This is a genomic window from Pseudomonas sp. CP-1 (genome assembly GCF_021213715.1).
Classification (GTDB): domain Bacteria; phylum Pseudomonadota; class Gammaproteobacteria; order Pseudomonadales; family Pseudomonadaceae; genus Pseudomonas; species Pseudomonas aeruginosa.
In genome coordinates this window covers 237,693-262,804 of the sequence record NZ_JAJQKY010000001.1, presented here as the reverse complement: position 1 = coordinate 262,804, position 25,112 = coordinate 237,693, and the positions used below count along the sequence as shown (strand labels likewise).

Sequence of the window (25,112 nt, the reverse complement as noted above, 5' to 3'; positions counted from 1 at the left end):
GTCGCTCTGGCGCGGGGCCGGCATGGCATCAGAGCCCTTGCTCGACGAAGCGCTGGGCCAGGGCCAGGGCCTCGTCCAATTTCGCTGCATCGGTGCCGCCGCCCTGGGCCATATCCGGGCGTCCGCCACCTTTGCCACCAACTGCCGCCGCGGCTTGCTTCATAAGCTCGCCGGCCTTCAGTTGGCCGGTCAGGTCCTGGGTCACGCCTGCGACCAGTACAACCTTCCCGTCCAGCTCGCCGCCGAGCAGGATCACTGCGCGACCGAGCTTGTTCTTCAACTGGTCGACCAGCGCCAGCAGCGCCTTGCCGTCCAGACCATCGAGGCGCGCGGCGAGTACCTTCGCGCCCTTGATTTCCACCGCAGCCGCCGAAAGGTCGTCGCCGGCCGCGCTGGCAGCCTTGGCCTTGAGCTGTTCCAGCTCCTTCTCCAGCGAGCGGTTGCGCTCCAGCAGTGCGCCGAGCTTGTCCAGCAGGTTATCGCGGCTGCCCTTGACCAGGCTGGCGGCTTCCTTGAGCTGCTCCTCGGCACCGTTCAGGTAGGCCAGCGCCGCCGCGCCGGTGACCGCCTCGATACGGCGTACGCCGGCAGCCACGCCACCCTCGCTGGTGATCTTGAACAGGCCGATGTCGCCGGTGCGGGATACGTGGGTGCCACCGCACAGCTCGACGGAGAAATCGCCGCCCATGCTCAGTACGCGCACCTGGTCGCCGTACTTCTCGCCGAACAGCGCCATGGCGCCCTTGGCCTTGGCGGTGTCGATATCGGTTTCCTCGGTCTCGACCTCGGTGTTGCGACGGATTTCGGCGTTGACGATATCCTCCAGGGCCTTCAGTTGTTCCGCCTTGATCGCCTCGAAGTGGCTAAAGTCGAAACGCAGGCGCTGGCTGTCCACCAGCGAGCCCTTCTGTTGTACGTGGTCGCCCAGTACCTGGCGCAGCGCGGCATGCAGCAGGTGGGTCGCGGAGTGGTTGAGCGCGGTGGCCTGGCGTACCGAAGCGTCGACCTCGGCCTTGACCGCGCCGCCAACGCTCAGGTTGCCCCGGGCGACCACGCCGTGGTGCAGGTGCGCGCCGCCGGCCTTGGTGGTATCGCGCACGTCGAAGCGCACGCCAGCCGCCTCGAGGTAGCCACTGTCGCCGACCTGGCCGCCGGACTCGGCGTAGAACGGCGTCTGGTCGAGGACCACGACGCCCTCCTCGCCCTCCTCCAGGCGCTCGACGGCCTGGCCGTCCCTGAACAGCGCGACGATCTGTCCAGCGCCGGAGACACCCTGGTAGCCGAGGAAGCGGGTCTCGCCGTCGACCTTGACCAGGCTGTTGTAGTCCATGCCAAAGGCGCTGGAAGCGCGGGCGCGCTCGCGCTGGGCCTCCATCTCGCGCTCGAAGCCGTCCTCGTCGATGGTCAGCTCGCGCTCGCGGGCGATGTCATTGGTCAGGTCGACCGGGAAGCCATAGGTGTCGTACAGCTTGAACACCACGTTGCCGGGAATCACGCTGCCCTGCAGTTCGGCAAGGTCCTGTTCGAGGATCTTCAGGCCTTGCTCCAGGGTCTTGGCGAACTGCTCTTCCTCGGTCTTCAGCACGCGCTCGATGTGTGCCTGCTGTTGCTTCAGCTCGGGGAAGGCATCGCCCATCTCGGCGACCAGCGCTGCGACGATCTTGTGGAAGAAGGTGCCCCTGGCGCCCAGCTTGTTGCCGTGGCGGCAGGCGCGGCGGATGATCCGCCGCAAGACGTAGCCGCGACCTTCGTTGGACGGCAGCACGCCGTCGGCGATCAGGAAGCTGCAGGAACGGATGTGGTCGGCTACCACCTTCAGCGACGGCGCGTCGTCGTTGGCGCAGCCGATGGCCTCGGCGGAGGCTTTCAGCAGGTTCTGGAACAGGTCGATCTCATAGTTCGAGTGCACGTGCTGGAGTACCGCGCTGACGCGCTCCAGGCCCATGCCGGTGTCCACGCTCGGCGCCGGCAGCGGGTGCATGACGCCGTCCGCGGTGCGGTTGAACTGCATGAACACGTTGTTCCAGATCTCGATGTAGCGGTCGCCGTCCTCTTCCGGCGAACCGGGCGGGCCGCCCCAGATCTCCGGCCCATGGTCGAAGAAGATCTCGGTGCAGGGACCGCAGGGTCCGGTATCGCCCATCGCCCAGAAGTTGTCGGACGCATAGGGCGCGCCCTTGTTGTCGCCGATCCGCACCATACGCTCGGCGGGCACGCCGACTTCCTTGGTCCAGATGTCGTAGGCCTCGTCGTCGGTGGCGTAGACGGTGACCCAGAGCTTTTCCTTGGGCAGGTTCAGCCATTTCTCGCCGGTGAGGAACTCCCAGGCGTAATGAATGGCGTCGCGCTTGAAATAGTCGCCGAAGCTGAAGTTGCCCAGCATTTCGAAGAAGGTGTGGTGCCGCGCGGTGTAGCCGACGTTTTCCAGGTCGTTGTGCTTGCCGCCGGCGCGCACGCATTTCTGGCTGGTGGTCGCACGGGTGTAGGCGCGCTTTTCCAGGCCGAGGAAGCAGTCCTTGAACTGGTTCATGCCCGCGTTGGTGAACAGCAGGGTCGGATCGTTCGCCGGGATCAGCGAACTGGAAGCGACACGGGTGTGTCCCTTCTCTTCGAAGAAGCGGAGGAAGGCTTCACGGATTTCAGCGCTTTTCATAGGTTCTTCCACGGAAAATTGGCGGCCACGAATCGCCGGCAAAGGGCCGCATTATATCGGCCCTTGGGCAAGGTTGTAGTGTATTTGCGCGATAGTTATTGCCTATTGCCGACCTTTTCGCTTATGAGCGACGAAAGGCCGCGAAGGCATCCAGTACTTGTCCTATGGACTCGGCGGAAACGTCCAGGTGGGTGACCAGGCGCAAACGCGCCGCCGCGCTGATCCGCACCTCGCGCTCGGCGAGGAAGTCGCGCAGCGCGACCGCCCGCTCGCCGACATCGACGTAGACCATGTTGGTCTGCACCGGCTCCACCGCATAGCCCAGTTCGCGCAGCCCGTCGCCCAGGCGCGCGGCGTTGGCGTGGTCGTCGGCCAGGCGTGCCACCTGGTGATCGAGGGCGTACAGGCCGGCAGCCGCCAGCAGACCGGCCTGGCGCATCCCGCCGCCGACCATCTTGCGCCAGCGACGGGCCTTGCCGATCAGTTCGACGCTGCCGCAAAGCACCGAGCCCACCGGCGCACCGAGGCCCTTGGACAGGCACACCGACACCGAGTCGAAGTGCCGGGTGATTTCGCTGGCGTCTACGCCCAGCTTCACCGCCGCGTTGTACAGGCGCGCGCCATCCAGGTGCAGGGCCAGGCCACGCGCGCGAGTGAAAGCGCGCGCCGCGGCCAGGTAGTCGAGCGGCAGCACCTTGCCCTGCATGGTGTTTTCCAGGGCCAGCAGGCGGGTCTTGGCAAAATGGAAGTCGTCGGCCTTGATCGCCGCCGCGACCTTGTCCAGGTCGAGCGATCCGTCGGCCTCGCCGTCGATCGGCTGCGGCTGGATCGAGCCCAGCACCGCGGCACCGCCGCCCTCGTATTTGTAGGTATGCGCCTGCTGGCCGACGATGTATTCGTCGCCGCGCTCGCAGTGGGCCATCAATCCGAGCAGGTTGCTCATGGTCCCGGTCGGTACGAAGAGCGCCGCGGCGAAGCCCAGGCGCGCCGCCAGTTCGGCCTCCAGGCGGTTGACCGTAGGGTCCTCGCCATAGACGTCGTCGCCCAGTTCGGCCGCGGCCATGGCTTCGCGCATGCCGGCGGTGGGCTGGGTGACGGTGTCGCTGCGCAGGTCGATGACAGGCACGGAGGGCTCCTCGGTTCGGCGGAAAAGCCCGATCCTACGGCGCTCTACCGACAGCCACAAGGGAAGTCGGGAAATCTTCCCGGCCGCAACGGAAACGGAGCGCCGAAGCGCTCCGTCATGATCGAGAGGGAAGGCCGATACGCCTCAGAGCTTGGCCGGCACCACCAGGATTCCGGCACGCAGGCCGTTCTTCACCCGTGGATTGGGGAAGATGATGCGCGCGCCGACCTCGTCCACCACCCAGCGCGTGCCGCCGATATCCTCGGCCAGCAGGTAGCCCGGCGAGAGTTCGGTGAAGTTGGCCACGTCGTCGTCGAGGTGCAGGCGGAAGTGGTCGCTGTGCTTGATCACCTCGCGCGACACGCTGAACAGCTTGAGGCCATCGAGTCGGGAGCCGTCCGGCTGTTCCTCGCTGCCGTCGATCAGCAGCTCCAGGCTCCGCTCCAGGCGCTCCAGGTTGACCTCCTGGTTCTCTCCGAACGGACGTGCCTTGCCCAGTTCCAGGGTAAAGGCCTCGGCGCCGAGCTGGCCGTAAGTGTAGGCGCTGAAGGTGATGCCCGGCTTGTTCTGCAACAGCACCGCCTCGATGCCGGCGTCGCGCAGGCGGGCCAGTTCGCTGCGGGAATGCTCGCGGCCCTCGGCCCAGGGGTAGAGGGCGAACTGCTCGATCTTCGAGCCGCGGATCGCGGTATGCAGGTCGTAGTGCAGGTGGACTCGCTCGGTCTTGCTGAAGAACACCTGGGCCAGGCGCTCCAGCTCGGCGGCACGGAAGGCCTCGTTGCCGCTGCCCTCCTCGTGGCGACCGTTGAACAGGCGGTTCATGTCCTGTTCGACGTAGCGCTCGCCGCGGCGGATGGCTTCTGGGTTGCCGAACAGGAAGAGGACCCTGGCGGCAGGCTTGAGGGTGCCCGCAGCGACCTTGCGGATCAGCCGTTCGAGCAGTTCGATGGGCGCGGTCTCGTTGCCGTGGATACCGGCCGAGAGCAACAGGTCGACGCCGTTGTCGCGGGCGCCGATCGGCGTGACTTCCAGCGCGCCCTCGGCCAGCCAGTGCAGGCGGGTGCCGTCGGCGGTGAGCTGGATCTTCTCGGTCGGCTCGCGGCCGGCCAGGGTCAAGTCGAGCAGTTTGCCGAGGGCGAGCATGGGATGTCCTCAGTCAGTGGGTGTGGTCGCAGCCGCAGTCGGGGCCGTGCTCGTGGTCGTCGCCCTCTTCGATCGGCTCCATCTCCAGTTGCAGGCTGACCAGGTTGGTCGCCATCGGCCGCAGCAGCAGGTTGGTGTATTCGGTATCGCCGTCTTCGACGTCGACGCCGATCAGCAACTGGCCGTTGCCGGCTTGCTGGACCCACACTTCCTTGCCCTGCCAGACCACGGCGAAACGGGTGCAGGAAGTTTCCAGCTGGGTGCCGTCGGTATCTTCGAGGATCAGTTGCAGGCTATCGGACATGGTGGCGAGGCTCTCAATCGAGTTGGAAGGAATAAACCGAACCCAGTTTAAGGATCTGCGTCAGTTCATCCAATGCCGTCCGGCACTCCAGCAGCAGTTGCGGGTCGGCCAGGTCGGTTTCGCTCAGGCGGTCGCGGTAGTGCCGGTCGACCCAGGCTACCAGCGTGTCGTACAGGCCGGCGCTCATGATCACCCCCGGATTCACCGCCGCCAGCTCCCGCTCCTGCAGCGCCACGCGCAAGCGCAGGCAGGCCGGGCCGCCGCCGTTCTGCATGCTCTGCTTGAGGTCGAAGACCTTCACTTCGCGGATCGGGCCGTCGTCACCGGTGAGCTGGTCCAGGTAGTTCCAGACCCGCGGGTTGTTCCGGCACTCCTCCGGTACCACCAGCAGCATCGAACCGTCGGCCTTCGACAGCAGTTGGCTGTTGAACAGATAGGACTTCACCGCGTCCTCCACCGCGACCTGGTCGCGCGGCACGCAGATGGCGCGGAAGCGGCCGCCGCGGCGGCCAAGCTTGTCGTGCAGTTCGGCAAGGACCTTCTCGGTATCGAGGAAGGCGTCCTCGTGATGGAACAGCACCTCGCCATTGCCCACCGAGATCACATCGTTGTGGAACACGCCCTGGTCGATCACCGCCGGGTTCTGTTGAGCGTAGACCACTCCGGCCTCGCTCAGCCCGTGCAGGCGCGCGACGGCCTGGCAGGCTTCCAGGGTCTGGCGCGCCGGATAGCGTTGCGGCGCCGGGAAGCGACTGTCGAAGGCGCTGCGGCCGAAAACGAAGAACTCCACGCCGGCATCGCCATAGTCCTTGCAGAAGCGCGTGTGGTTGGCCGCGCCTTCGTCGCCGAACTGGCTCACCGCCGGCAGCGCCGCGTGATGGGCGAAATGCCGCTCGTCGTTGAACATCGCCGCCAGCACGCGGCTGGTGGTGGGATGCTCGATGGATCGGTGGAACTTGCAGTTCAGGTTGGCCGCGGTGAAATGCACGCGGCCGTCGGCGGTGTCGGCGCTCGGGCTGACCGTGGCGGCATTGGCGGTCCACATGCTCGACGCCGAACTGCAGGCGGCGAGGAGAGGCATCGCTTCCTTCGCCGCGCGGCGGATCACCTCCTCGTCGCTGCCGGAGAAGCCCAGGCTACGTAGCGCAGCGGTATCCGGGCGGGCTTGCGGGGCGAGCACCCCCTGCTTGAAACCCATCTCCATCAGCGCCTTCATCTTCGCCAGGCCCTGCTTCGCCGCTTCCTTCGGGTTGGACACCGCCTGGCTGTTGCTTTGCGAAGCGACATTGCCGTAGGACAGGCCGCCGTAGTTGTGGGTCGGGCCGACCAGGCCGTCGAAATTCACTTCATGGGCATTCATAGGCTGATCCCGGGAGTCAGGGTGGCAGGAAGGGACACGCTGGGGCTTTCCAGCGAGGCGACCGGATAGGCGCAGTAATCGGCGGCGTAGTAGGCGCTCGGCCGGTGGTTGCCGGACGCGCCGATACCGCCGAACGGCGCGCTGCTGGCGGCGCCGGTGAGCTGCTTGTTCCAGTTGACGATGCCGGCGCGGCTTTCCACGAGGAACTGCTCGAAACGCTCGCGGGAATCCGACAGCAGCCCGGCGGCCAGGCCGTACTGGGTGGCGTTGGCTTCACGGATCGCCGCAGCGAAATCGGAGTAGCGGATCACTTGCAACAACGGCCCGAAGAACTCTTCGTCCGGTCGCTCGGCCACCGCGCTGACGTCGAGGATGCCCGGGGTCAGCAGGGCGGCGCCGTCGATCGGCTGGGTCATCGCCAGCAGCGGCTGTGCGCCCTTGCCGATCAAATGCTCCTGGGCCTTGAGCAGGTGCTCGGCGGCGCTCAGCGAAATCACCGCGCCCATGAACGGCGCCGGCTGTTCGTCGAAGCGGCCGACCCGCAGGGTAGCGCTGACCGCCACCAGGCGCGCCAGCAGTGCGTCGCCCCAGGCGCCCTGCGGCACCAGCAGGCGGCGGGCGCAGGTGCAGCGCTGGCCGGCGGAGATGAAGGCGGACTGGATGATGGTGTAGACGGCGGCGTCGAGGTCGGCGACCTCCTCCACCACCAGCGGGTTGTTGCCGCCCATCTCCAGCGCCAGGATTTTCTGCGGCTGGCCACCGAATTGGCTGTGCAGCAGGTTGCCGGTGCGACTGGAACCGGTGAAGAACAGACCGTCGAGCCCACGGTGGGCGGCCAGCGCGACGCCGGTTTCGCGACCGCCCTGGACCAGGTTGAGCACGCCGGCCGGCAGGCCGGCCTCGATCCAGGCCTTGAGCGTCAGCTCGGCGACCTTCGGGGTCAGCTCGCTGGGCTTGAACACCACGCAGTTACCGGCCAGCAGCGCCGGGACGATATGCCCGTTGGGCAGGTGGCCGGGGAAATTGTAGGGACCGAATACCGCCACCACGCCATGCGGCTTGTGCCGCAGCACGGCGGTGGCGTCGGCCAGCGGACCGGACTTCTCGCCGGTGCGCTCGCGGAACGCCTGCACCGAGATCGCCACCTTGTTGACCATGCTGGTCACTTCGGTGGCCGACTCCCACAGCGGCTTGCCGGTTTCCTCGCCGATCGCCCGGGCCAGCTCGTCGGCGCGGGACTTGAGGGTCGCAGCGAAGCGCTCGAGCAACTCGATGCGCTGCTCCAGCGGGCGCCGCGCCCAGGCCGGGAAGGCCTCGCGGGCGGCACGCACGGCGGCATCGACCTGGGCGGCGTCAGCGCCGCGCCCGGACCAGACCACGCCCTGGCCAACCGGGTCGAGGGACTCCAGGGTCTCGCCCTGGCCCGCCAGCCACTGGCCGGCAATGTAATGGGTACTCATCATCGACTCCTCGGGCGCCCTCGCCGGGACGCCTCCATCAGGCTTTCAAGCGCGCTTCTGCGCCGACAGCGGCACCGCGCGTACCGAGGCGCCGGCCGACAGGCGCAGGCGCTTGGCGGTCAGCGGATCGACCACCAGGGTGCCGGCGGCGGCCCGCGCCGGCGCGGCGGTGATGCGACAGTCTTCGCGCTTGCGGTTGTGGATCAGGTAGGGCTCGGCGTCGTCGCCGGGAGTGCCCACCGCCAGCACCAGGTTCTGGCTCTCGGCGATGGCGCGGATCTTGTCGGTCTCGGCCTCGATCGCCGGGCCGGCGTCGAAGATGTCGACGTAGCCCTGGTAGCTGAAGCCCTCGGCCTTGAGCATGGCCAACGCCGGCTCGGTGTTCGGATGGACGCGGCCAATCACCCCGCGCGCCTCCTCGGAGAGGAAGCAGGTGTAGAGCGGGAACTTCGGCATCAGCTCGGCGATGAAGGCCTTGTTGCCGACCCCGGTGAGGTAGTCGGCCTGGGAGAATTCCATCTTGAAGAAGTGCCGGCCGAGGCTTTCCCAGAATGGCGAACGCCCCTCCTCGTCGGACATGCCGCGCATCTCGGCGATCAGCTTGTCGCCGAACAGGTGGCGGAATTCGGCGATGAACAGGAAGCGCGCGCGCGACAGCAGCTTGCCGTTGAGGCCGCTGCGGTGGTCGGCGTGGAGGAACAGCGAGCACAGCTCGGAATTGCCGGTCAGGTCGTTGGCCAGGAACAGCGTGGGGATCTCGCGATGGATGTTGAGTTCCTGCGAGGCGCTCACGGTGAGGCCGACCCGGTAGTTGTACCAGGGTTCGCGAAGCCCTACCGCTCCGGCGATGGCGGAGATGCCGACGACCTTGCCGGCGTCGTCCTCGAGGACGAACAGGTAGTCGGCGTCGCCGCGTTCGGCCTCGCCACGGAAGGCCTTCTCGGCCCAACTGACGCGATGCTGCAGGCGCTGCTCGTTGGCCGGCAGGGTGGTCAGGCCGGTGCCGGTGCTGCGCGCCAGCTCGATCAGGGCCGGCAGGTCGGCGCTGGTAACAGGACGTACGATCATGACTGGCTCCTTCAGACCGCTACCAGGCGCACGCTGGCGCCTTCGCCGACGCCCAGGGCCTCGGCGGCTTCAACACTCAGGGCCACCGGCTTGCCGGGCGCCCAGTCCAGGTCCAGCACAACCGCGCGGAAGTCCTGCAACTGGCCGTTGGTGACCAGGTATGGACGCCCGCTCTTCGGCGCCTCGCCGATCTTCACCGGAACCACCCGGCTCTGGGCGATCGAGCGAATCCCCGAGGTGCGCGCGTGCAGGGTCGGGCCGCCATCGAAGATGTCGATGTAGTTGTCGGTCTCGAAGCCTTCGCGCATCAGGATGTCGAAGGTGATCTGCGCTCGCGGGTGAACCTGGCCCATGGATTCCTGGGCGGCATCCGGCAACAGCGGCACGTAGATCGGATAGTGCGGCATCAGTTCGGCGAGGAAGGTGCGGCTCTTCAGCCCGGAGAGCTTTTCCGCCTCGATGTAGTTCAGGTCGAAGAAGTTGCGCCCGACCGCGTTCCAGAACGGCGATTCGCCCTGCTCGTCGCTGTAGCCGACGATCTCCACCACCACCGCGTCGGCGAAGCGCTCCGGATGGCTGGCCATGAACAGCAGGCGACCGCGCGAGTTGAGTTCGGCATAGACGCTCTGCACCAGGTCGCGCTGTACGTAGAAACTGGTCAGCAGGCTGTTGCCGGTAAGGTCGTGGCACAGCGAGAGGACATGGATCTTGTTGTGGATCGACAGCGAGCGCGAGGCGTGCACGAAGGTTTCGTTGCGGAAGCTGTAGAACGGTTCCGAGAACCCGGCCGAGGCGACGATCGCCGAGCAGCCGACCAGCTCGCCGCTGGCGCTGTCCTCGAGGACGAAGAAATAGCTTTCCTCGCCGTTGTAGCTTACCTCCGCGGCGAACGAGGCCTCGGAAGCGAGGATCTTGTCGCGCAGGCGTTCGGCGTCATCCGGCAAGGACGTGACGCCTACCGGGCTGTCCGCCGCCAGACGCTGCACCTGTGGCAGGTCGGCCGCTTGGGCGGGGCGCATCACCAACATGGCGTCACTCCTTTCTCAGACAACGATGATTGCCGCATCCATGCGCGGGACCGCGGCACCTTCCTGTGCCACGGTTTCGAACGTCCAGCAGGGAAGATCCCGCGCCACGCACGGCGGCACGGTTCCCGGCTCCGGCGCGGGCCGCTCCGGGATGTCGCATCGGGTACCCCGGCCTGCGCCGGGGCTCCGTGGGTTCGCTCAGCCGCGGACCAGCTTGGCCACGGCGCGCTCGAAGCGCTCCAGGCCTTCGTCGATCTCGGCGTCGTCGATCACCAGGCTCGGCGCGAAGCGCACCACGTCCGGGCTGGCCTGGAGCACCATGACCGCCTCTTTCTCGGCGGCGTTGAGCACATCCCTGGCCTTGCCCTTCCACTCGTCGGTCAGCGCCGCGCCGATCAGCAGGCCCATGCCGCGAATCTCGCCGAAGATGCCGTACTCCTGGCCGATCTTCTGCAGGCGGGACTTGAAGCGCTCATGCTTGGCCTTCACGCCATCCAGCACTTCCGGGGTATTGATCACGTCCAGCGCCGCCTCGGCCACCGCCGAGGCCAGCGGGTTGCCGCCGTAGGTGGTGCCGTGGGTGCCGACCGACAGGTGCTTGGCGATCTCGCCGGTGGTCAGCATCGCACCGATAGGGAAGCCGCCGCCCAGGCTCTTGGCACTGGAGAGGATGTCCGGGACCACGCCGTAGTGCATGTAGGCGAACAGCTCGCCGACCCGGCCCATGCCGCTCTGGACCTCGTCGAAGACCAGCAGCGCGTTGTGCTCGTCGCACAGCTTGCGCGCCCCTTCCAGGTAGGCCTGCTGCGCCGGCAGCACGCCGCCCTCGCCCTGGATCGGTTCCAGCACCACGGCGCAGGTCTTGTCGGAGATCGCCGCCTTCAGCGCTTCCAGGTCGTTGTAGGGAACGTGGGTGATACCCTCGAACTTGGGCCCGAAGCCATCGGAATACTTCGGCTGGCCGCCGACGTTGACGGTGAACAGGGTGCGCCCGTGGAAGCTGTTGCTGGCGGCGATGATCTCGTACTTCTGCGGGCCGTAGACATCGTTGGCGTAGCGGCGAGCCAGCTTGAAGGCCGCCTCGTTGGCCTCGGCGCCGGAGTTGGCGAGGAACACCCGCTCGGCGAAGGTGGCGTCCACCAGCTTGCGCGCCAGGCGCAGGGCCGGCTCGTTGGTGAAGACGTTGGAAACGTGCCAGATGCGCTGGGCCTGCTCGGTGAGCGCCTTGACCAGCGCCGGATGCGCGTGGCCCAGGGAGGTCACGGCGATGCCGCCGGCGAAATCGATCAGTTCGCGGCCGCTCTGGTCCCAGACGCGCGATCCCTCGCCTCGCACCGGGATGAAGGCGGCGGGGGCGTAGTTGGGGACCATATACCGGTCGAAATCGGCACGTTCTACCTGCGCATGGGGAGCGGACATCGGTGTTTCTCCTGCCTGAAGGCGGCTATCGATGAAAGGATTGTAGGGATTGGGACCGGGCCGGCATTGCCGCCATGCGACAACTTGTTATAGCGCCAACCCGGGAATTTCCGCGGCTTTCGGAAATGCGACAGAAAGCATCGGGAAGGCGCAGTGTAAACGCGCGATGCACTCGGGTGCATACTTCTTCTACGCCGCCCCACGGGCGGGAACAGCAGGGAAACAAGCCATGCCCATCGAGGGAATCGACTACCGTCTCGTCTTCGCCTCCGACGTCAATCCGCGCGACGGCCTCGGCCTGGAGTGCTGGCGCGGCGAACAGCCGCTGTTCGAGGTATTTCGCGACGACGCCGGCCGGCGTTTCGTGGTCAACCTGTTCGCCAGCGACGTTCCGCTGGAACTGCTGGAGGCGATCATTCCGACGGCCCGTCGCGAACTCGGCGACTTCCCGAGGCGATCCGCCTCCCGGGGCGTCGCAAAGCCCGGCTGAAACCGCCGCGCCGTTGGCGATCAGCCGCGTTCGACGGGAGTGAAGGTCGTCTCGAAGGCGCTGCCGCCGCGCCGCTGGTTGCGGTCCTCGCGCGGAGTGACGCCGAAGAAGTTGCGGTAGGCGCTGGAGAAATGCGGCCCGGAAGAGAAACCGCAGGACAGGCCGATCTGGATGATCGACTTGCTGGTCTGCATCAGCATCTGCCGCGCGCGGTTCAGGCGCAGCTCCAGGTAGTACTGGCTGGGTACGCGGTTCAGGTATTGCTTGAAGATCCGTTCCAACTGGCGCCGCGAAACGCACACATGCTGGGCGATCTCGTCGGTGGTCAGTGGCTCCTCGATATTGGCTTCCATCAGCAGTACCGCCTGGGTCAGCTTCGGATGGCTGGAGCCGAGGCGATTCTTCAGCGGGATGCGCTGGCGCTCGTTGCCTTCGCGGATGCGCTCCACCACCAGCTCTTCCGAGACCGCGCCGGCCAGTTCAGCGCCATGGTCGCGGGACAGCAGCGCCAGCAGCAGGTCGAGTACCGCCATGCCGCCGCAGGCGGTCATGCGGTCGCGATCCCACTCGAACAGGTGGTTGGTGGCGATGACCTTGGGGAAGCGCTCGGTGAAGTCATCGTGCCAACGCCAGTGCACCGCGGCGCGATAACCGTCGAGCAGGCCGAGCTGGGCCAGCGGGTAGATGCCGGCGGACAGCGCGCCGATCGCCGCTCCCGAACGCGCCAGTTGCTTGAGCGCCAGGCCCAGCGCTGGCGACACCGCCGCCGGCGCCTCGTCGGCGACCAGGAACAGCCGCGAGCATTGCTCCAGCCTGCCGTTCCAGGCCGTTCCCGGCAGGCGCCAGCCCTCCTCTTCGGCCGGCGCTTCGGCGAGCAGGAACAGCGGCTCGTAGAGCGCCTCGGGGTGCAACCGCCGGGCCGCCCGCAGGGCTTCCTCGGCAAGCGATAGCGTCAGCGCGCGGGTGGCGGGCCAGAGGAGGAAACCGATGCGTTGGGGTTGGGCAGTCATGGGAGCAGCTTAGCCGGCCTCTGCGATGAATGTTACTTGAGGCTGCCGGAGAGGAACTGCTTGAGGCGGTCCGACTGCGGGTTGGCGAGGACTTCCTTCGGGCAGCCGTGTTCCTCGACCAGGCCCTTGTGCAGGAACACCAACTGGTTCGACACCTCGCGGGCGAAACCCATCTCGTGGGTCACCACCACCATGGTGCGACCTTCCTGGGCCAGGTCCTGCATGACCTTCAGCACTTCGCCCACCAGTTCGGGGTCGAGCGCCGAGGTCGGCTCATCGAACAGCATCACTTCCGGCTCCACCGCCAGCGCCCGGGCGATCGCCACGCGCTGCTGCTCGCCGCCGCTCATGTGCGCCGGGTAGGCGTCCTTGCGGTGCGCCACGCCGACCTTGGCCAGGTAGTGCTCGGCCTTCTCGATGGCTTCCTTCTTCGACACGCCGAGCACATGCACGGGCGCCTCGATGACGTTCTCCAGGGCGCTCATGTGCGACCACAGGTTGAAATGCTGGAACACCATCGACAGGCGCGAGCGCATACGCTGCAACTGGCGAGAGTCGGCGGCCTTCAGCGCGCCGTCGCGGCCGGGCACCAGCTTCAGCTCCTCGCCGTTGAGCAGGATCTTGCCGGCGTGCGGCTGTTCCAGCAGGTTGATGCAGCGCAGGAAGGTGCTCTTGCCGGAACCGCTCGAGCCGATGATGCTGATCACGTCGCCCGCTTTCGCCGCCAGCGAGACGCCCTTGAGCACCTCGTGGCTACCGTAGCGCTTGTGCAGGTCTTGGACTTCCAGTTTGTACATGTGTGTGTTCTCGGCTAATCAGTCGCTGAGCAAGCGTCCCTGACGGATCGGTTGACGACCGGCCACCTTGGCCAGCCAGAGTCCCGGCTGCGCGTAGCGCATCCGTTCGATGGCGAAAAGCACGCCGGAGACCCCGGCGCACACGGTGCTGGCACGGTCGGCCAGGGGATCGATGACCTGGAACAGCGGTTCGCCCGCCTCCACCCATTCGCCCGGCCGGCGCAGGAAACTCACCACGCCGGTATGCGGCGCGTGGACGTATTCGGTGCCTTCGAAGGGCAAGCCTTCGCAGTAGGCTTCGGGCGCCGCCGGCCATTCGCCCTCGACGAAGCCCTGCTCGGCGAGGAAGGCCAGGATCGCCGCGGCGTTGGCCTCGGCCTGCTGCGCCGTGGTATCGGCCTGGCCGCCGAGTTCGACGGTGGTCGCCAGGCAGGCCAGCGGCAGCTCGGCGCGCGGATACAGGCGCGACAGGCGCAGCCACGGCACCGAGCAGGCCTCGTCGAAGGAACCGCCGCCGGACTCCTCGGCGAGCAGCCCGACAGCGGCGCCCAGGCGTGCGGCCAGGGAGGCGAAGGCGGGCCATTGCTGCGGCAGGGTATAGAGATGGATGGCGGCCTCGAAGTCGCAATGCAGGTCGAGCACCAGGTCGGCGTCGCAGGCGTGGCGATAGAGCAGGCGCTGCATGCCCTCCAGTTCCGAGGTCGCCGGCGGCAGGGCGTCCAGCGCCGCGCGCAGGCCCTGGCGGACCAGCGCGACATTGGCCGCCGGATCGCTGCCGAGACGCTCGCCGACACTGTCGATCACCGCGTCCAGCAGGTCGGGGAAATCGCGGTTGAAGTTGCGCCCGCTGCTCATTTCGAAGCGCCCCTGGTGCAGCGCCTGGATCATCTGCCCGAGACCGACCGGATTGGCCACCGGCACCAGCTCGACGGTACCGCGCAGGCGGCCTTCCGCCTCCAGCAGGCGCAACCGCTGCTTCAGCTCCCAGGCGGTGCGCATGCCCGGCAGCTCGTCGGCGTGCAGGCTGGACTGGATGTAGACCTTGCGCGCGCCGCAGCCGAAGCGGAACACGCTCAGGCGCTTCTCGCTTCCCAGGGTGCTCCACGGCAGCAGGTGGTCGATACGCTCCATGCGGTCCTCCGGATCAGGATTTGCGCGGCGCCAGGTAAGCCAGCCAGCGGCGCTCGGCAAGCTTGAACAGGCGCACCAGGATGAAGGTCAGGCACAGGTAGAACAGACCGGCGGTGATGAACGCTTCGAACGGCAGGTAGTACTGCGAATAGACGGTTCGCGCGGCGCCGGTGATGTCCACCAGGGTGACGATGGACGCCAGGCTGGTGGTCTGCAGCATCATGATCACTTCGTTGCTGTACTGCGGCAGCGCACGCCGCAGTGCCGATGGCAGGAGGATGCGGCGGTACATCTTCAGGCGCGACATGCCCATCGCCTTGGCCGCCTCGATCTCGCCATGGGGCGTGGCCTTCAGGCTGCCGGCGAGGATCTCGGCGGTGTAGGCGCTGGTGTTGATGGCGAACGCCAGGCAGGCGCAGAAGGACGCGTTCGACAGCCAGGGCCACAGCGCGCTCTCGCGCACCGCGTCGAACTGCGCCAGGCCGTAGTAGATCAGGAACAGCTGGACCAGCATCGGCGTGCCGCGGATCACGTAGGTGTAGAGCCAGGCCGGGAAGTTCACCAGCGGCTGCTTGGAGACCCGCATCAGCGCCAGCGGCACCGCCAGCAGCAGGCCGATCAGCAGGGAGATCGAGAGCAGCTTGAGGGTGACCAGCAGGCCGTCGAAATAGAGCGGAAGGCTGTCCCAGATGACGGAGAAATCGAAGATCACGATAGGGCCCCTTGACTCACAGTTCCGCGGTTTTCACGCCGACCGAATAGCGGCGTTCGAGCAGGCGCAGCAACAGCAGCGACACGCTGGTCACCAGCAGGTACAGGCCAGCCACGGCGAGGTAGTAGGTGAACGGCTCGCGGGTCGCATCGGAGGCCTGCTTGGCCTTGAACATCATGTCCTGCAGGCCGACCACGGAAATCAGCGCGGTGGCCTTGACCAGCACCAGCCAGTTGTTGGTGAAGCCGGGGATCGCCAGGCGGATCATCTGCGGCACCTGGATGCGGAAGAACACCTGGCGGTGGCTCATGCCGTAGGCGTAGCCGGCCTCGCCCTGGCCCTTGGGAATCGCCATGAAGGCGCCGCGGAAGGTCTCCGAGAGATAGGCGCCGAAGATGAAGCCGAGGGTGCCGACGCCGGACACGAAGGGATTCAGGTCGATGTAGTCGTCGTAGCCGAGTTGCGGGGCGACCCAGTTCAGCAGGCCCTGGCCGCCGTAGAAGATCAGCAGGATCAGCACCAGGTCGGGGATGCCGCGCACTACCGTGGCGTACAGGTCGCCGCACCAGGCCAGCCAGCGCACCGGTGACAGGCGGAAGGCCGCGCCCAGCAGGCCGAGGACGATGGCCAGGAGCATGGAAAGCAGGGCCAGCTGGAGAGTCAGCCAGGCGCCATCGACGATGGTCGCACCGTAGCCAGTGATCATCAAAACGGTACCTCTATGCAGCTAATGCAGCGCTAAAGCAGTGGCGTCCAGTCAATAAAAAAGTGGCACAAACAGCGCGAGGCGTCGCGGACGTTTGTGCCACCTCTGACGGATAGTGTCAGTTCGAACCGTAGACGTCGAAGCTGAAGTACTTGTCCTGGATCTGCTTGTACTTGCCGTTGGCGCGCAGCGCGTCGATGGCCGCGTTGAACTTGCCGGCCAGCTCGCTATCGCCCTTGCGCACGGCGATGCCGACGCCTTCGCCGAAGTACTTGGCATCGGTCAGTTGCGGACCGACGAAGGCGTAGCCCTTGCCGGCATCGGTCTTGAGGAAGCCATCTTCGAGGTTCACCGAATCGGCGACCACCGCGTCGAGGCGACCGGCCACCAGGTCCATGTTGGCTTCCTGCTGGGAGTTGTAGCGCACCACTTCGACGCCGGCCGGGGTCAGTTCGGCGGAGGCGTAGCGGTCGGCGGTACTGCCACGCAGCACGCCGGCCTTCTTGCCCTTCAGGTCGGCCTTGGGATCGTTGAGGCTGGCGCCTTCCTTCATCACGAAGCGCGCCGGGGTGTTGTAGTACTTGTTGGTGAAGTCGACCGAACGCTTGCGCTCGTCGGTGATGGTCATCGACGAGAGGATCGCATCGATCTTGCGCACCTTGAGTGCCGGGATCAGGCCGTCGAACTCCTGCTCGACCCACTTGCACTGCACCTTCATCTCTTCGCAGAGGGCATTGCCGATATCCACGTCGAAGCCTGCCAGCTGGCCGTCCGGGGTCTTCAGCGAGAACGGCGGATAGGCCGCCTCGATGCCGATGCGCACCGGCTTGTCGGCGGCGAAAGTGGGCAGGGAGAGCACGGACAGCGCCAGGGCGCCGAGAAGTGCGAGCTTCTTCATCTGGAACTCCTTCGAAGGGGATGGCATCGATTGGCAGGAGAAATAGAACCTTGCCCAGGCTGCCGACGGATATGCGTGATCACCGGCTCTTGCGCATGGCGCCTTCTCGTGGACAGGGCGCCAGCTGGGGTGAGCGGCATTCTAGCGACAGGCCGAAAGTGGTTATTTCTTCAATGCGACAACTAATTATAAAAGCACCGAAGAGGGCATTCGGCGATATTGACAGGCAGCGACATTTGTGCCCGGAAAGCGCGAAGTGTAATCAATGAGTAAAGCAAATCTCAAGCCATAAATTGCCAATTCCTTCTCCTTCAATGGCTTGGCCGCTACGACTCGCCTCGACTGCTACCCCGTGTCGCACCTTGGCTGTGCGTGGCGTTTCCTCTCGCCCCAATTATGCGCAGGCGCGCATCACCGAAGTGTTACCGCCGCCCCATTCCCGGCTCGAGCCCATTCGAAACGCCCTCCTCCTCGGCCCGCGCCAAATGAAAGACCCCGCGCGGCTCGCACCGCGCGGGGTCGTTTCGGATCAGGCGGAAGTCAGGCGGCCTGCATCGAGCGATGGGTCTCGATCAGGTGCTGAACCACGCCCGGGTCGGCAAGGGTGGAGATGTCGCCGAGGGTGTCGTACTCGGCCGCGGCGATCTTGCGCAGGATGCGCCGCATGATCTTGCCCGAACGGGTCTTCGGCAGTCCCGGCGCCCACTGGATCACATCCGGCGTGGCGATCGGACCGATCTCGCGGCGAACCCATTGCTTCAGCTCCTGGCGCAGCGCCTCGCTCGGCTCGACCCCGGAGTTGAGGGTGACGTAGACATAGATGCCCTGCCCCTTGATGTCGTGCTGCATGCCGACCACCGCCGCCTCGGCGACCTTCGGGTGGGCGACCATCGCGCTTTCCACCTCGGCGGTGCCCATGCGGTGGCCGGAGACGTTGAGCACGTCGTCGACCCGCCCGGTGATCCAGTAGTAGCCGTCCTCGTCGCGGCGCGCGCCGTCGCCGGTGAAGTACATGCCCTTGAAGGTCTTGAAGTAGGTGTCGACGAAGCGGTCATGGTCGCCGAACAGGGTCCGCGCCTGGCCCGGCCAGGAGTCGAGGATCACCAGGTTGCCCTCGGCGGCGCCCTCGATCAGGTTGCCGAGGTTGTCCACCAGTGCCGGGACCACGCCGAAGAACGGCTTGGCCGCGGAGCCCGGCTTCATCGCGTGGGCGCCCGGCAGCGGGGTCATCAGGCAGGCGCCGGTCTCGGTCTGCCACCAGGTGTCGACGATCGGGCAGCGCGACTGGCCGACGGTCTCGTAGTACCACTGCCAGGCTTCCGGGTTGATCGGCTCGCCCACCGAACCGAGCAGACGCAGGCTGGAACCGTCGGCACCGGCCACCGCCGCCTTGCCTTCGGCCATCATCGCGCGGATCGCGGTCGGCGCGGTGTAGAGGATGTTGACCTTGTGCTTGTCGATGATTTTCGCCACGCGGGTCACGTCGGGGTAGTTCGGCACGCCCTCGAACAGAATGGTGGTGGCGCCGTTGGCCAACGGGCCATAGACGATGTAGGTGTGGCCGGTGACCCAGCCGATGTCGGCGGTGCACCAGTAGACTTCGCCCGGACGGTAGTCGAAGACCCGCTCGTGGGTCAGCGAGGCGTACACCAGGTAGCCGCCGGTGGTATGCAGCACGCCCTTCGGCTTGCCGGTGGAGCCGGAGGTGTAGAGGATGAACAGCGGGTCCTCGGCGCCCATTTCCTTGGGTGCGCAAGTGCTGCCGGCAACCTTCATCAGGTCGTCGTACCAGACGTCGCGGTGCTGGTTCCACTTGATCTCCGCACCGGTACGCTTGCAGACGATGATCTTCTGCACGCTGGAGGTTTCCGGGTTGGTCAGGGCGTCGTCGACATTGGCCTTCAGCGGAGTGCGCTTGCCGCCGCGCACGCCTTCGTCGGCGGTGATCACCACCTTCGACTTGCAATCGATGATGCGCCCGGCCAGGGCCTCGGGGGAGAAGCCGCCGAAGACCACCGAGTGGATCGCGCCGATGCGGGTGCAGGCGAGCATGGCGACCACGGCCTCGGGGATCATCGGCATGTAGATGGTCACTACGTCGCCGCGGTGCACGTCCTGCCCGCGCAGGGCGTTGGCGAACTTGCAGACCTGCTCGTGGAGCTGGCGGTAGGTGATTTCCTGGTGGTCGGCGGGATCGTCGCCTTCCCAGATGATCGCCACCTGGTCGCCGCGTTCGGCGAGGTGACGGTCGAGGCAGTTGTGCGACACGTTGAGGGTGCCGTCGGCGAACCACTTGATGTCCACGTGATGGTCGTCGAAGGAGGTCTGCTTGACCTTCTCGAACGGCTTGATCCAGTCGATCCGCTGGGCCTGCTCGCGCCAGAAGCCGTCGGGGTTGACGACGGACTGCTGGTACATCGTCTTGTAGGTGGCTTCGTCGGTGAAGGTCCGTGCCACCGCTTCCGGGTGCACGGGGTACAGGGATGCCGCAGACATGGCTTTAACCTCGGTACGTGAGTGTTGTTTTTGTTGTGCCCAGTTGTAGCGAGCGCACACCCCACGAACCATACGACCATGGTCTTACCACTGCGCGACAGCGCCGATCGTAGCTATAAGCCGCGCCGATCGTAGCCTTGCGCCGGGCGGCGGAGCGCGTCTCGCGCCCCGCCGCCGCGACCTCAACTCATGCCCAGCAGGCCCGGCAGCCACAGCGAGATCAACGGCACGTAGGTCACCAGGATCAGGAACAGCAGCAGGATCATCAGCCACGGCAGCGCCGCGCGGATGGTCGCCCCCAGCGGCATGCCAGTGACCGCCGAGGTGACGAACAGGTTGAGGCCCACTGGCGGGTGTACCAGGCCGATCTCCATGTTCACCACCATGACGATACCCAGGTGGATCGGATCGATGCCCAGCTTCATGGCGATGGGGAAGAAGATCGGCGCCAGGATCAGCACGATCGCCGAGGGCTCCATGAAGCTGCCGGCGACCAGCAGCACCACGTTGACCATCAGCAGGAAGCCGATCGGGGTCAGGCCTTCCTGCACCACCCATTCGGTGATCTGCTGGGGGATCTGCTCGGTGGTCAACACATGGGCGAAGAGCATGGCGTTGGCGATGATGAACATCAGCATGATGCTCAGCCGCCCCGACTCCAGCAGCACCTTGGGACAGTCGCGCAGACGCATGTCCTTGTACACGAACAGCGCGACGAAGGCCGAGTACACCGCCGCCACCGCCGCCGCCTCGGTGGGGGTGAACAGCCCGGAATAGATGCCGCCGAGGATGATCACCAGCAGCAACAGGCCCCAGCCTGCACGGCGTGCGGCGGCCAGCCACTCGCGGAAGCTGGCGCGCGGCTGCGCCGGCAGCTTCTTGACCCGTGCGACGATGTAGATCACCACCATCAGGATCACCCCGAGCAACAACCCCGGAACCACCCCGGCGACGAACAGCTTGCCCACCGAGGTCTCGGTGGCGGCGGCGTAGACCACCATCACGATCGATGGCGGGATGAGGATGCCCAGGGTCCCGGCATTGCAGATGATCCCCGCGCCGAAGGCGCGCGGATAGCCGGAGCGGACCATGCCGGCCACGGCGATCGAGCCGACCGCCGCCACTGTCGCCGGCGACGAACCGGACAGCGCGGCGAACAGCATGCAGGCGAGCACCGCAGCGATCGCCAGGCCGCCGCGGATATGCCCGACGCAGGCATTGGCGAAGTCGATCAGGCGCCGCGCCACGCCACCGGTGGTCATGAACGCGCCGGAGAGCAGGAAGAACGGGATCGCCAGCAGGGTGTAGGCCTCGGAGGTCTCGAACAGCTTGATCGCCAGCGAGCGCACCGAATCCGGGCTGAACAGCAGGATCGTCAGGGCGCCGGACAGCCCCAGGGAGATGGCGATGGGCACGCCGATGAACATGAACAGGAACAGCAGCAGGAACAGGATCAGCACGGTCATGGACGGTTCTCCCCGGCCTCTTCGCCGGCCAGTTTGGAGGCCTCGGCGGCCTCGTCGGCGAGGCCCAGCCCGAGCTGGCGACCGCGCAACAGGTTGACGAGGATTTCCAGGTAGCGCAGCAGCACCAGGCCGAAGCCGACCGGCACCACCACCGCGATGTAGGCCTGGAGGATGCCGAAGTGGTCGAGGTCCTCGGCGCCGATGCCGGCGACCAACAGGGTCTTCACCCAGTCGTAGCTGGCGACCATGAACAGCCCGGCGTAGCCCAGGCAGCAGAGGCAGGCGAGTATCCCAATCAGGCGCTGCAAGGGACGCGGCGCCAGGCGCACCAGGGCATCCACCCCGAGGTGGCCGGCGGTGCGTACGCCGTAGGCGATGCCGAGGAAGATCAGCCAGCCGAACAGCGCCTTGGTCAGCGCGTTGCTCCAGGACATGTCCTGGGCTACCCCGAGGATCGCGTCGCCCACCGAGTACAGCGGAGCCCGCAGTGTCGGCAGGCGGTCGCCGAGGTCGTAGAACAGGGTGAAGACGTTGGTCATCACCACATAGAGGAAGGTCACCAGCGTCATCGCCGCCAGCAGGAAGGCGATAGCGCCCTCCTCGAAGCGGTTCCAGACGCGCACGAGTCGATTCATCGCAGCGTTCTCCACAATGCCCCGCCCGGCCGGGCGGGGCCGGACGGGTCAATCGGGACGGTTGGAGGCTTCGGCGGTCTGGAGCAGGTCAGCGCCGACATTGCCGCGGAATTTCTGCCATACCGGCTGCATCGCCTGGCGCCAGTCGGCGCGCTGCTGCGGGGTCAGGGTATGGATCTCGCTGACGCCACTGGCGAGGATGCGCTGGCGGGCGTCGCGGTTGAGGCGCTCGGCCTCGAGGTTCACCTGCACGGTGACCTCGTCCATGATCCGCTGCAGCGCTTCGCGGATGTCCGCCGGGAGGCCGTTCCAGAACTTCGCGTTGGTGATCACCATGTAGTCCACCAGGCCGTGGTTGGACTCGGTGAAATACTTCTGCACCTCGTTGACCTTCTGGCTCTCGTAGTTCGACCAGGTGTTCTCGGTGCCATTCACCACGCCGGTCTGCAAGCCCTGGTAGACCTCGGCGAAGGACATCTTCCGGGAGATCGCGCGGAGCTGGCGGAACTGCTCGTTGAGCACGTCGGACGCCTGCACGCGGAATTTCAGCCCGCGCGCGTCTTCCGGCTCCAGCAACGGGCGATTGGCGGAGAGCTGCTTCATCCCGTTGTGCCAGTAGGCCAGGCCGAGGATGCCCTTGCCCTGCATGCTGGTCAGCAGGGCGCGCCCCTGCGGGCTGCGCTGGAAGCGGTCGACCGCCTGGATGTCGTCGAAGAGGAACGGCAGGTCGAAGATCTGCACCTTGCGCGTGTACTGCTCGAACTTGGCCAGGGACGGCGCTAGCATCTGCACGTCGCCCAGCAGCAGCGCCTCCATTTCCTTGCCATCGCCGAACAGCGACGAGTTGGGATAGACGTCCACCTCGACCCGGCCGCCCAGGCGCTGTTCGACGAGCTTCTTGAACAGCAGCGCGCCCTGGCCCTTGGGCGTGTTTTCCGCGACCACGTGGGAAAACTTGATGACGATCGGCTGCGCGGCATTCGCCAGGCAGGAGCCACCGATCGCCAGGGCGCACAACAGCGCCCGTACCATCGTCTTGAACATTTCGTGACCTCAGATTGTTGTTGTGCTTTCGAGGTATCGACGAGCCTGACGCAGCCGGCGCGTTCGGAGAATTCGCCATTGCTCAAGCCCGCGTTCGCGTCTGTCGAACGCGTTCAGCCACCCTCCCCGGCCCGCTCCAGCAGGCGTCGCGCGCGTCCCAGCACCGGCGCGTCGACCATCTCGCCGTCGACCACGAAGACGCCGGCACCGGAGGCGCCGGCCTCTGCCACCCGACGCGCCCACTCCAGTTCCGCGAGACTCGGCATCAATGTCTGGTGAATCGGCTCGACCTGGCTCGGATGGATGCACAGCAACCCGCCGAAGCCCATGTCGCGAGCGAAGCGCACTGCCTCGACCAGTCCGACACGGTTCTGGATCGCCGGATAGACGCCGTCCAGCGGCGGCGCCAGGCCTGCCAGGCGCGATTGCAGGAGCAGCGCGTAACGGGCGTGACCGAGAATCTGTTCGGCTGCGTTGCTGCCGGTGTTGAGATCGAGATCCAGGGCCAGGTCGAGGCTGCCGAAGGACAGCCGCTCGACCCCCGCGGCGGCGGCGATCTCGCCCAGCGCGGCAAGGCCGCGGGCACTCTCGACGATGGGCCAGACCGGCTTGCCGCTGGCCACGGCGGCGTGGCGCACCTGGGCGGCGCTCTCCACTTTCGGCAGGAGCAGGCCGATCACTCCGGCGTGGTCGCGGCACAGCGCCAGGTCGTCGGCATGTCCGGGATGCTCCGCCGCGTTGATCCGCACCAGCACCCGGGCTTCCGGCGTATCGACGAGGAAACGCCGGAGATTGGCCCGCGCCTCGACCTTCAGCCCCTCCTCCACCGCATCCTCGAGGTCGACGATGACCCGGTCGGCGCCGCTGGCAAGGGCCTTGGGGATCCGCTCCGGGCGGGTCGCCGGGACGAACAGCGCGCTGCGCACGATCTGTCGGTTCATGTCCGTCTCCTCATACCGTTCCGGTCGCGCGCAGGCGCTGGATATCGGCCGCGGTACAGCCCAGTTCGGCAAGCAGCGCGTCGCTGTCGCCGCCCAGCGCCGGCACCGCATCCATGCGCGGAACGAAGGCGCTGCTGCTGGCCGGCGGCAACAACGCCGGCAGGCGCCCGGCCGGGCTGTCGATGGAGGTCCAGCGTTGCCGCGCCTGCAACTGCGGGTGCGCCCAGACCCCGGCCATGTCGTTGACGTGGGCGTTGGCGATCTGCGCCTGTTCCAGGCGCGCCACCACCTCGGCGGCCGGCAAGGCGGCGAAGGCTTCGACGATCAGCGCACGCAGCTCCTCGCGGTTGGCCGAGCGCTTGAAGTTCGCCGAGAAGCGTTCGTCGTCGGCCAGCTCCGGGCGGCGCAGGACCTTGTCGCAGAAGGCCCGCCACTCGCGCTCGTTCTGCAGGCCGAGCATCACCGTGCCGCCGTCGCCGGCGGGGAATGGCCCATAGGGGTAGATGGTCGAGTGCGAAGCGCCGGCGCGCGGCGGCGGCGGCGCGTCCTGGTAGGCGTAGTACATCGGGTAGCCCATCCACTCCACCAGGCTCTCCAGCATCGACACGTCGATGCGGCTGCCCTCGCCGGTGCGCTCGCGCAGCAGCAGGGCCGAGAGGATGCTGCTGTAGGCGTACATGCCGGCGGCGATATCGGCGATCGAACAGCCGGCCTTGGCCATCTCGTTCGGCCCGGCGCCGCCGGTCACCGAAAGGAAGCCGCCCTCGCTCTGGATCAGCAGGTCGTAGGCCTTCTTCTTCTCGTAGGGACCGCCTTCGCCGTAGCCGGAGATATCGCAGACGATCAGTCGCGGGAAGCGCTCGCGCAACGCCTCGTAGGACAGGCCCAGGCGCGCGGCGGCGCCCGGCGCGAGGTTCTGCACCAGCACGTCGGCGCCGGCCAGCAGCTTCTCCAGCAACGGCAGCGCCTCGGCCTGCTTGAGATCGAGGCTGAGGCTCTGCTTGGAACGATTGGTCCAGACGAAGTGCGACGACAGGCCGTTGACCCGCTCGTCGTAACCGCGGGCGAAATCGCCGACGCCGGGGCGTTCGATCTTGATCACCCGCGCGCCGAGATCGGCCAGTTGGCGGGTGCAGAAGGGCGCGGCGATGGCGTGCTCCAGGCTGACCACGGTGATGCCGTCGAGCGGGCGCGGCTGGTGGGATTGCGTCATGGGTCGGACTCC

At 66.7% G+C, this 25,112-nt stretch carries 22 protein-coding genes; 1 reads left to right on the top strand and 21 read right to left on the bottom strand.

The genetic code is table 11. The features are described from left to right. Positions 1-28 precede the first annotated feature (28 nt). The 9 genes from alaS to aruC form a co-directional block, all read right to left on the bottom strand. The gene (gene alaS / locus LT948_RS01210; protein WP_003112602.1) at positions 29-2,653 is read right to left on the bottom strand and encodes an alanine--tRNA ligase; all 2,625 of its coding nucleotides are present in this window, start codon (positions 2,651-2,653) and stop codon (positions 29-31) included. A gap of 121 nt (positions 2,654-2,774) precedes the next feature. Then, the gene (ltaE, locus tag LT948_RS01205; RefSeq protein WP_016263814.1) at positions 2,775-3,779 is read right to left on the bottom strand and encodes a low-specificity L-threonine aldolase; all 1,005 of its coding nucleotides are present in this window, start codon (positions 3,777-3,779) and stop codon (positions 2,775-2,777) included. Between the two features lie 144 nt (positions 3,780-3,923). Then, entirely contained in the window at positions 3,924-4,922 is a 999-nt protein-coding gene (astE, locus tag LT948_RS01200; protein ID WP_003134260.1) for a succinylglutamate desuccinylase, read from the bottom strand. Positions 4,923-4,935: 13 nt separating this feature from the next. Next, positions 4,936-5,226: a hypothetical protein gene (locus LT948_RS01195; RefSeq protein ID WP_003085959.1), complete on the bottom strand. Its 291-nt coding sequence runs from the start codon at positions 5,224-5,226 to the stop codon at positions 4,936-4,938. 13 nt (positions 5,227-5,239) lie between these two features. Continuing rightward, the gene (gene astB, locus LT948_RS01190) at positions 5,240-6,586 is read right to left on the bottom strand and encodes an N-succinylarginine dihydrolase (RefSeq protein ID WP_003085956.1); all 1,347 of its coding nucleotides are present in this window, start codon (positions 6,584-6,586) and stop codon (positions 5,240-5,242) included. Further along, positions 6,583-8,049, bottom strand: a complete 1,467-nt coding sequence (gene astD, locus LT948_RS01185) for a succinylglutamate-semialdehyde dehydrogenase (protein WP_023435825.1) — start codon at positions 8,047-8,049, stop codon at positions 6,583-6,585. Before astD ends, astB begins: the two co-directional genes overlap by 4 nt. A 42-nt stretch (positions 8,050-8,091) precedes the next feature. Further along, positions 8,092-9,114 carry an arginine N-succinyltransferase gene (astA, locus tag LT948_RS01180; protein WP_003110258.1) on the bottom strand — a complete coding sequence of 341 codons (1,023 nt, stop codon included), beginning with the start codon at positions 9,112-9,114 and terminating at the stop codon, positions 8,092-8,094. Positions 9,115-9,125: 11 nt separating this feature from the next. Then, positions 9,126-10,142, bottom strand: a complete 1,017-nt coding sequence (gene aruF, locus LT948_RS01175) for an arginine/ornithine succinyltransferase subunit alpha (RefSeq protein WP_003085950.1) — start codon at positions 10,140-10,142, stop codon at positions 9,126-9,128. Between the two features lie 198 nt (positions 10,143-10,340). Further along, positions 10,341-11,561 carry a bifunctional succinylornithine transaminase/acetylornithine aminotransferase gene (gene aruC / locus LT948_RS01170; RefSeq protein ID WP_003085948.1) on the bottom strand — a complete coding sequence of 407 codons (1,221 nt, stop codon included), beginning with the start codon at positions 11,559-11,561 and terminating at the stop codon, positions 10,341-10,343. Between the two features lie 166 nt (positions 11,562-11,727). On the opposite strand from aruC, the gene LT948_RS01165 reads away from it, so the two are divergent. Next, on the top strand, positions 11,728-12,051 hold the full coding sequence (locus tag LT948_RS01165; RefSeq protein WP_003134266.1) for a hypothetical protein: 324 nt from the start codon (positions 11,728-11,730) through the stop codon (positions 12,049-12,051). Between the two features lie 20 nt (positions 12,052-12,071). On the opposite strand, the gene argR is transcribed toward LT948_RS01165, so the two are convergent. The 12 genes from argR to LT948_RS01105 all read right to left on the bottom strand — a co-directional run bounded on the left by argR (position 12,072) and on the right by LT948_RS01105 (position 25,100). Continuing rightward, a complete protein-coding gene (argR, locus tag LT948_RS01160; RefSeq protein WP_003085944.1) occupies positions 12,072-13,061 on the bottom strand; it encodes a transcriptional regulator ArgR in 990 nt (329 codons plus the stop codon). 32 nt (positions 13,062-13,093) lie between these two features. Then, a complete protein-coding gene (aotP, locus tag LT948_RS01155) occupies positions 13,094-13,858 on the bottom strand; it encodes an arginine/ornithine transport ATP-binding protein AotP (RefSeq protein WP_003085940.1) in 765 nt (254 codons plus the stop codon). A gap of 18 nt (positions 13,859-13,876) precedes the next feature. Further along, positions 13,877-14,989: a M14 family metallopeptidase gene (locus LT948_RS01150; protein ID WP_023092155.1), complete on the bottom strand. Its 1,113-nt coding sequence runs from the start codon at positions 14,987-14,989 to the stop codon at positions 13,877-13,879. A 13-nt stretch (positions 14,990-15,002) separates the two neighbouring features. Continuing rightward, positions 15,003-15,701 carry an ABC transporter permease gene (locus tag LT948_RS01145; RefSeq protein ID WP_003085936.1) on the bottom strand — a complete coding sequence of 233 codons (699 nt, stop codon included), beginning with the start codon at positions 15,699-15,701 and terminating at the stop codon, positions 15,003-15,005. A gap of 16 nt (positions 15,702-15,717) precedes the next feature. Continuing rightward, on the bottom strand, positions 15,718-16,407 hold the full coding sequence (locus tag LT948_RS01140) for an ABC transporter permease (protein ID WP_003085934.1): 690 nt from the start codon (positions 16,405-16,407) through the stop codon (positions 15,718-15,720). A gap of 118 nt (positions 16,408-16,525) precedes the next feature. Continuing rightward, entirely contained in the window at positions 16,526-17,305 is a 780-nt protein-coding gene (locus LT948_RS01135) for an ABC transporter substrate-binding protein (protein ID WP_003085932.1), read from the bottom strand. A gap of 540 nt (positions 17,306-17,845) precedes the next feature. Continuing rightward, positions 17,846-19,801 (bottom strand): acetate--CoA ligase, encoded by a 1,956-nt coding sequence (gene acs, locus LT948_RS01130; RefSeq protein WP_003110260.1) that lies wholly within the window; start codon positions 19,799-19,801, stop codon positions 17,846-17,848. Between the two features lie 182 nt (positions 19,802-19,983). Next, entirely contained in the window at positions 19,984-21,267 is a 1,284-nt protein-coding gene (gene dctM, locus LT948_RS01125) for a C4-dicarboxylate TRAP transporter large permease protein DctM (protein ID WP_003085927.1), read from the bottom strand. After that, on the bottom strand, positions 21,264-21,902 hold the full coding sequence (locus LT948_RS01120) for a TRAP transporter small permease (protein WP_003134273.1): 639 nt from the start codon (positions 21,900-21,902) through the stop codon (positions 21,264-21,266). The genes dctM and LT948_RS01120 overlap by 4 nt, the downstream gene beginning before the upstream one ends. 48 nt (positions 21,903-21,950) lie before the next feature. Further along, a complete protein-coding gene (locus tag LT948_RS01115) occupies positions 21,951-22,946 on the bottom strand; it encodes a TRAP transporter substrate-binding protein (protein WP_023092157.1) in 996 nt (331 codons plus the stop codon). Positions 22,947-23,059: 113 nt separating this feature from the next. Beyond that, positions 23,060-23,887, bottom strand: a complete 828-nt coding sequence (locus tag LT948_RS01110; protein ID WP_003134274.1) for an HpcH/HpaI aldolase/citrate lyase family protein — start codon at positions 23,885-23,887, stop codon at positions 23,060-23,062. Positions 23,888-23,897: 10 nt separating this feature from the next. Continuing rightward, entirely contained in the window at positions 23,898-25,100 is a 1,203-nt protein-coding gene (locus tag LT948_RS01105; protein ID WP_003110264.1) for a CaiB/BaiF CoA transferase family protein, read from the bottom strand. Between the last annotated feature and the right edge of the window lie 12 nt (positions 25,101-25,112).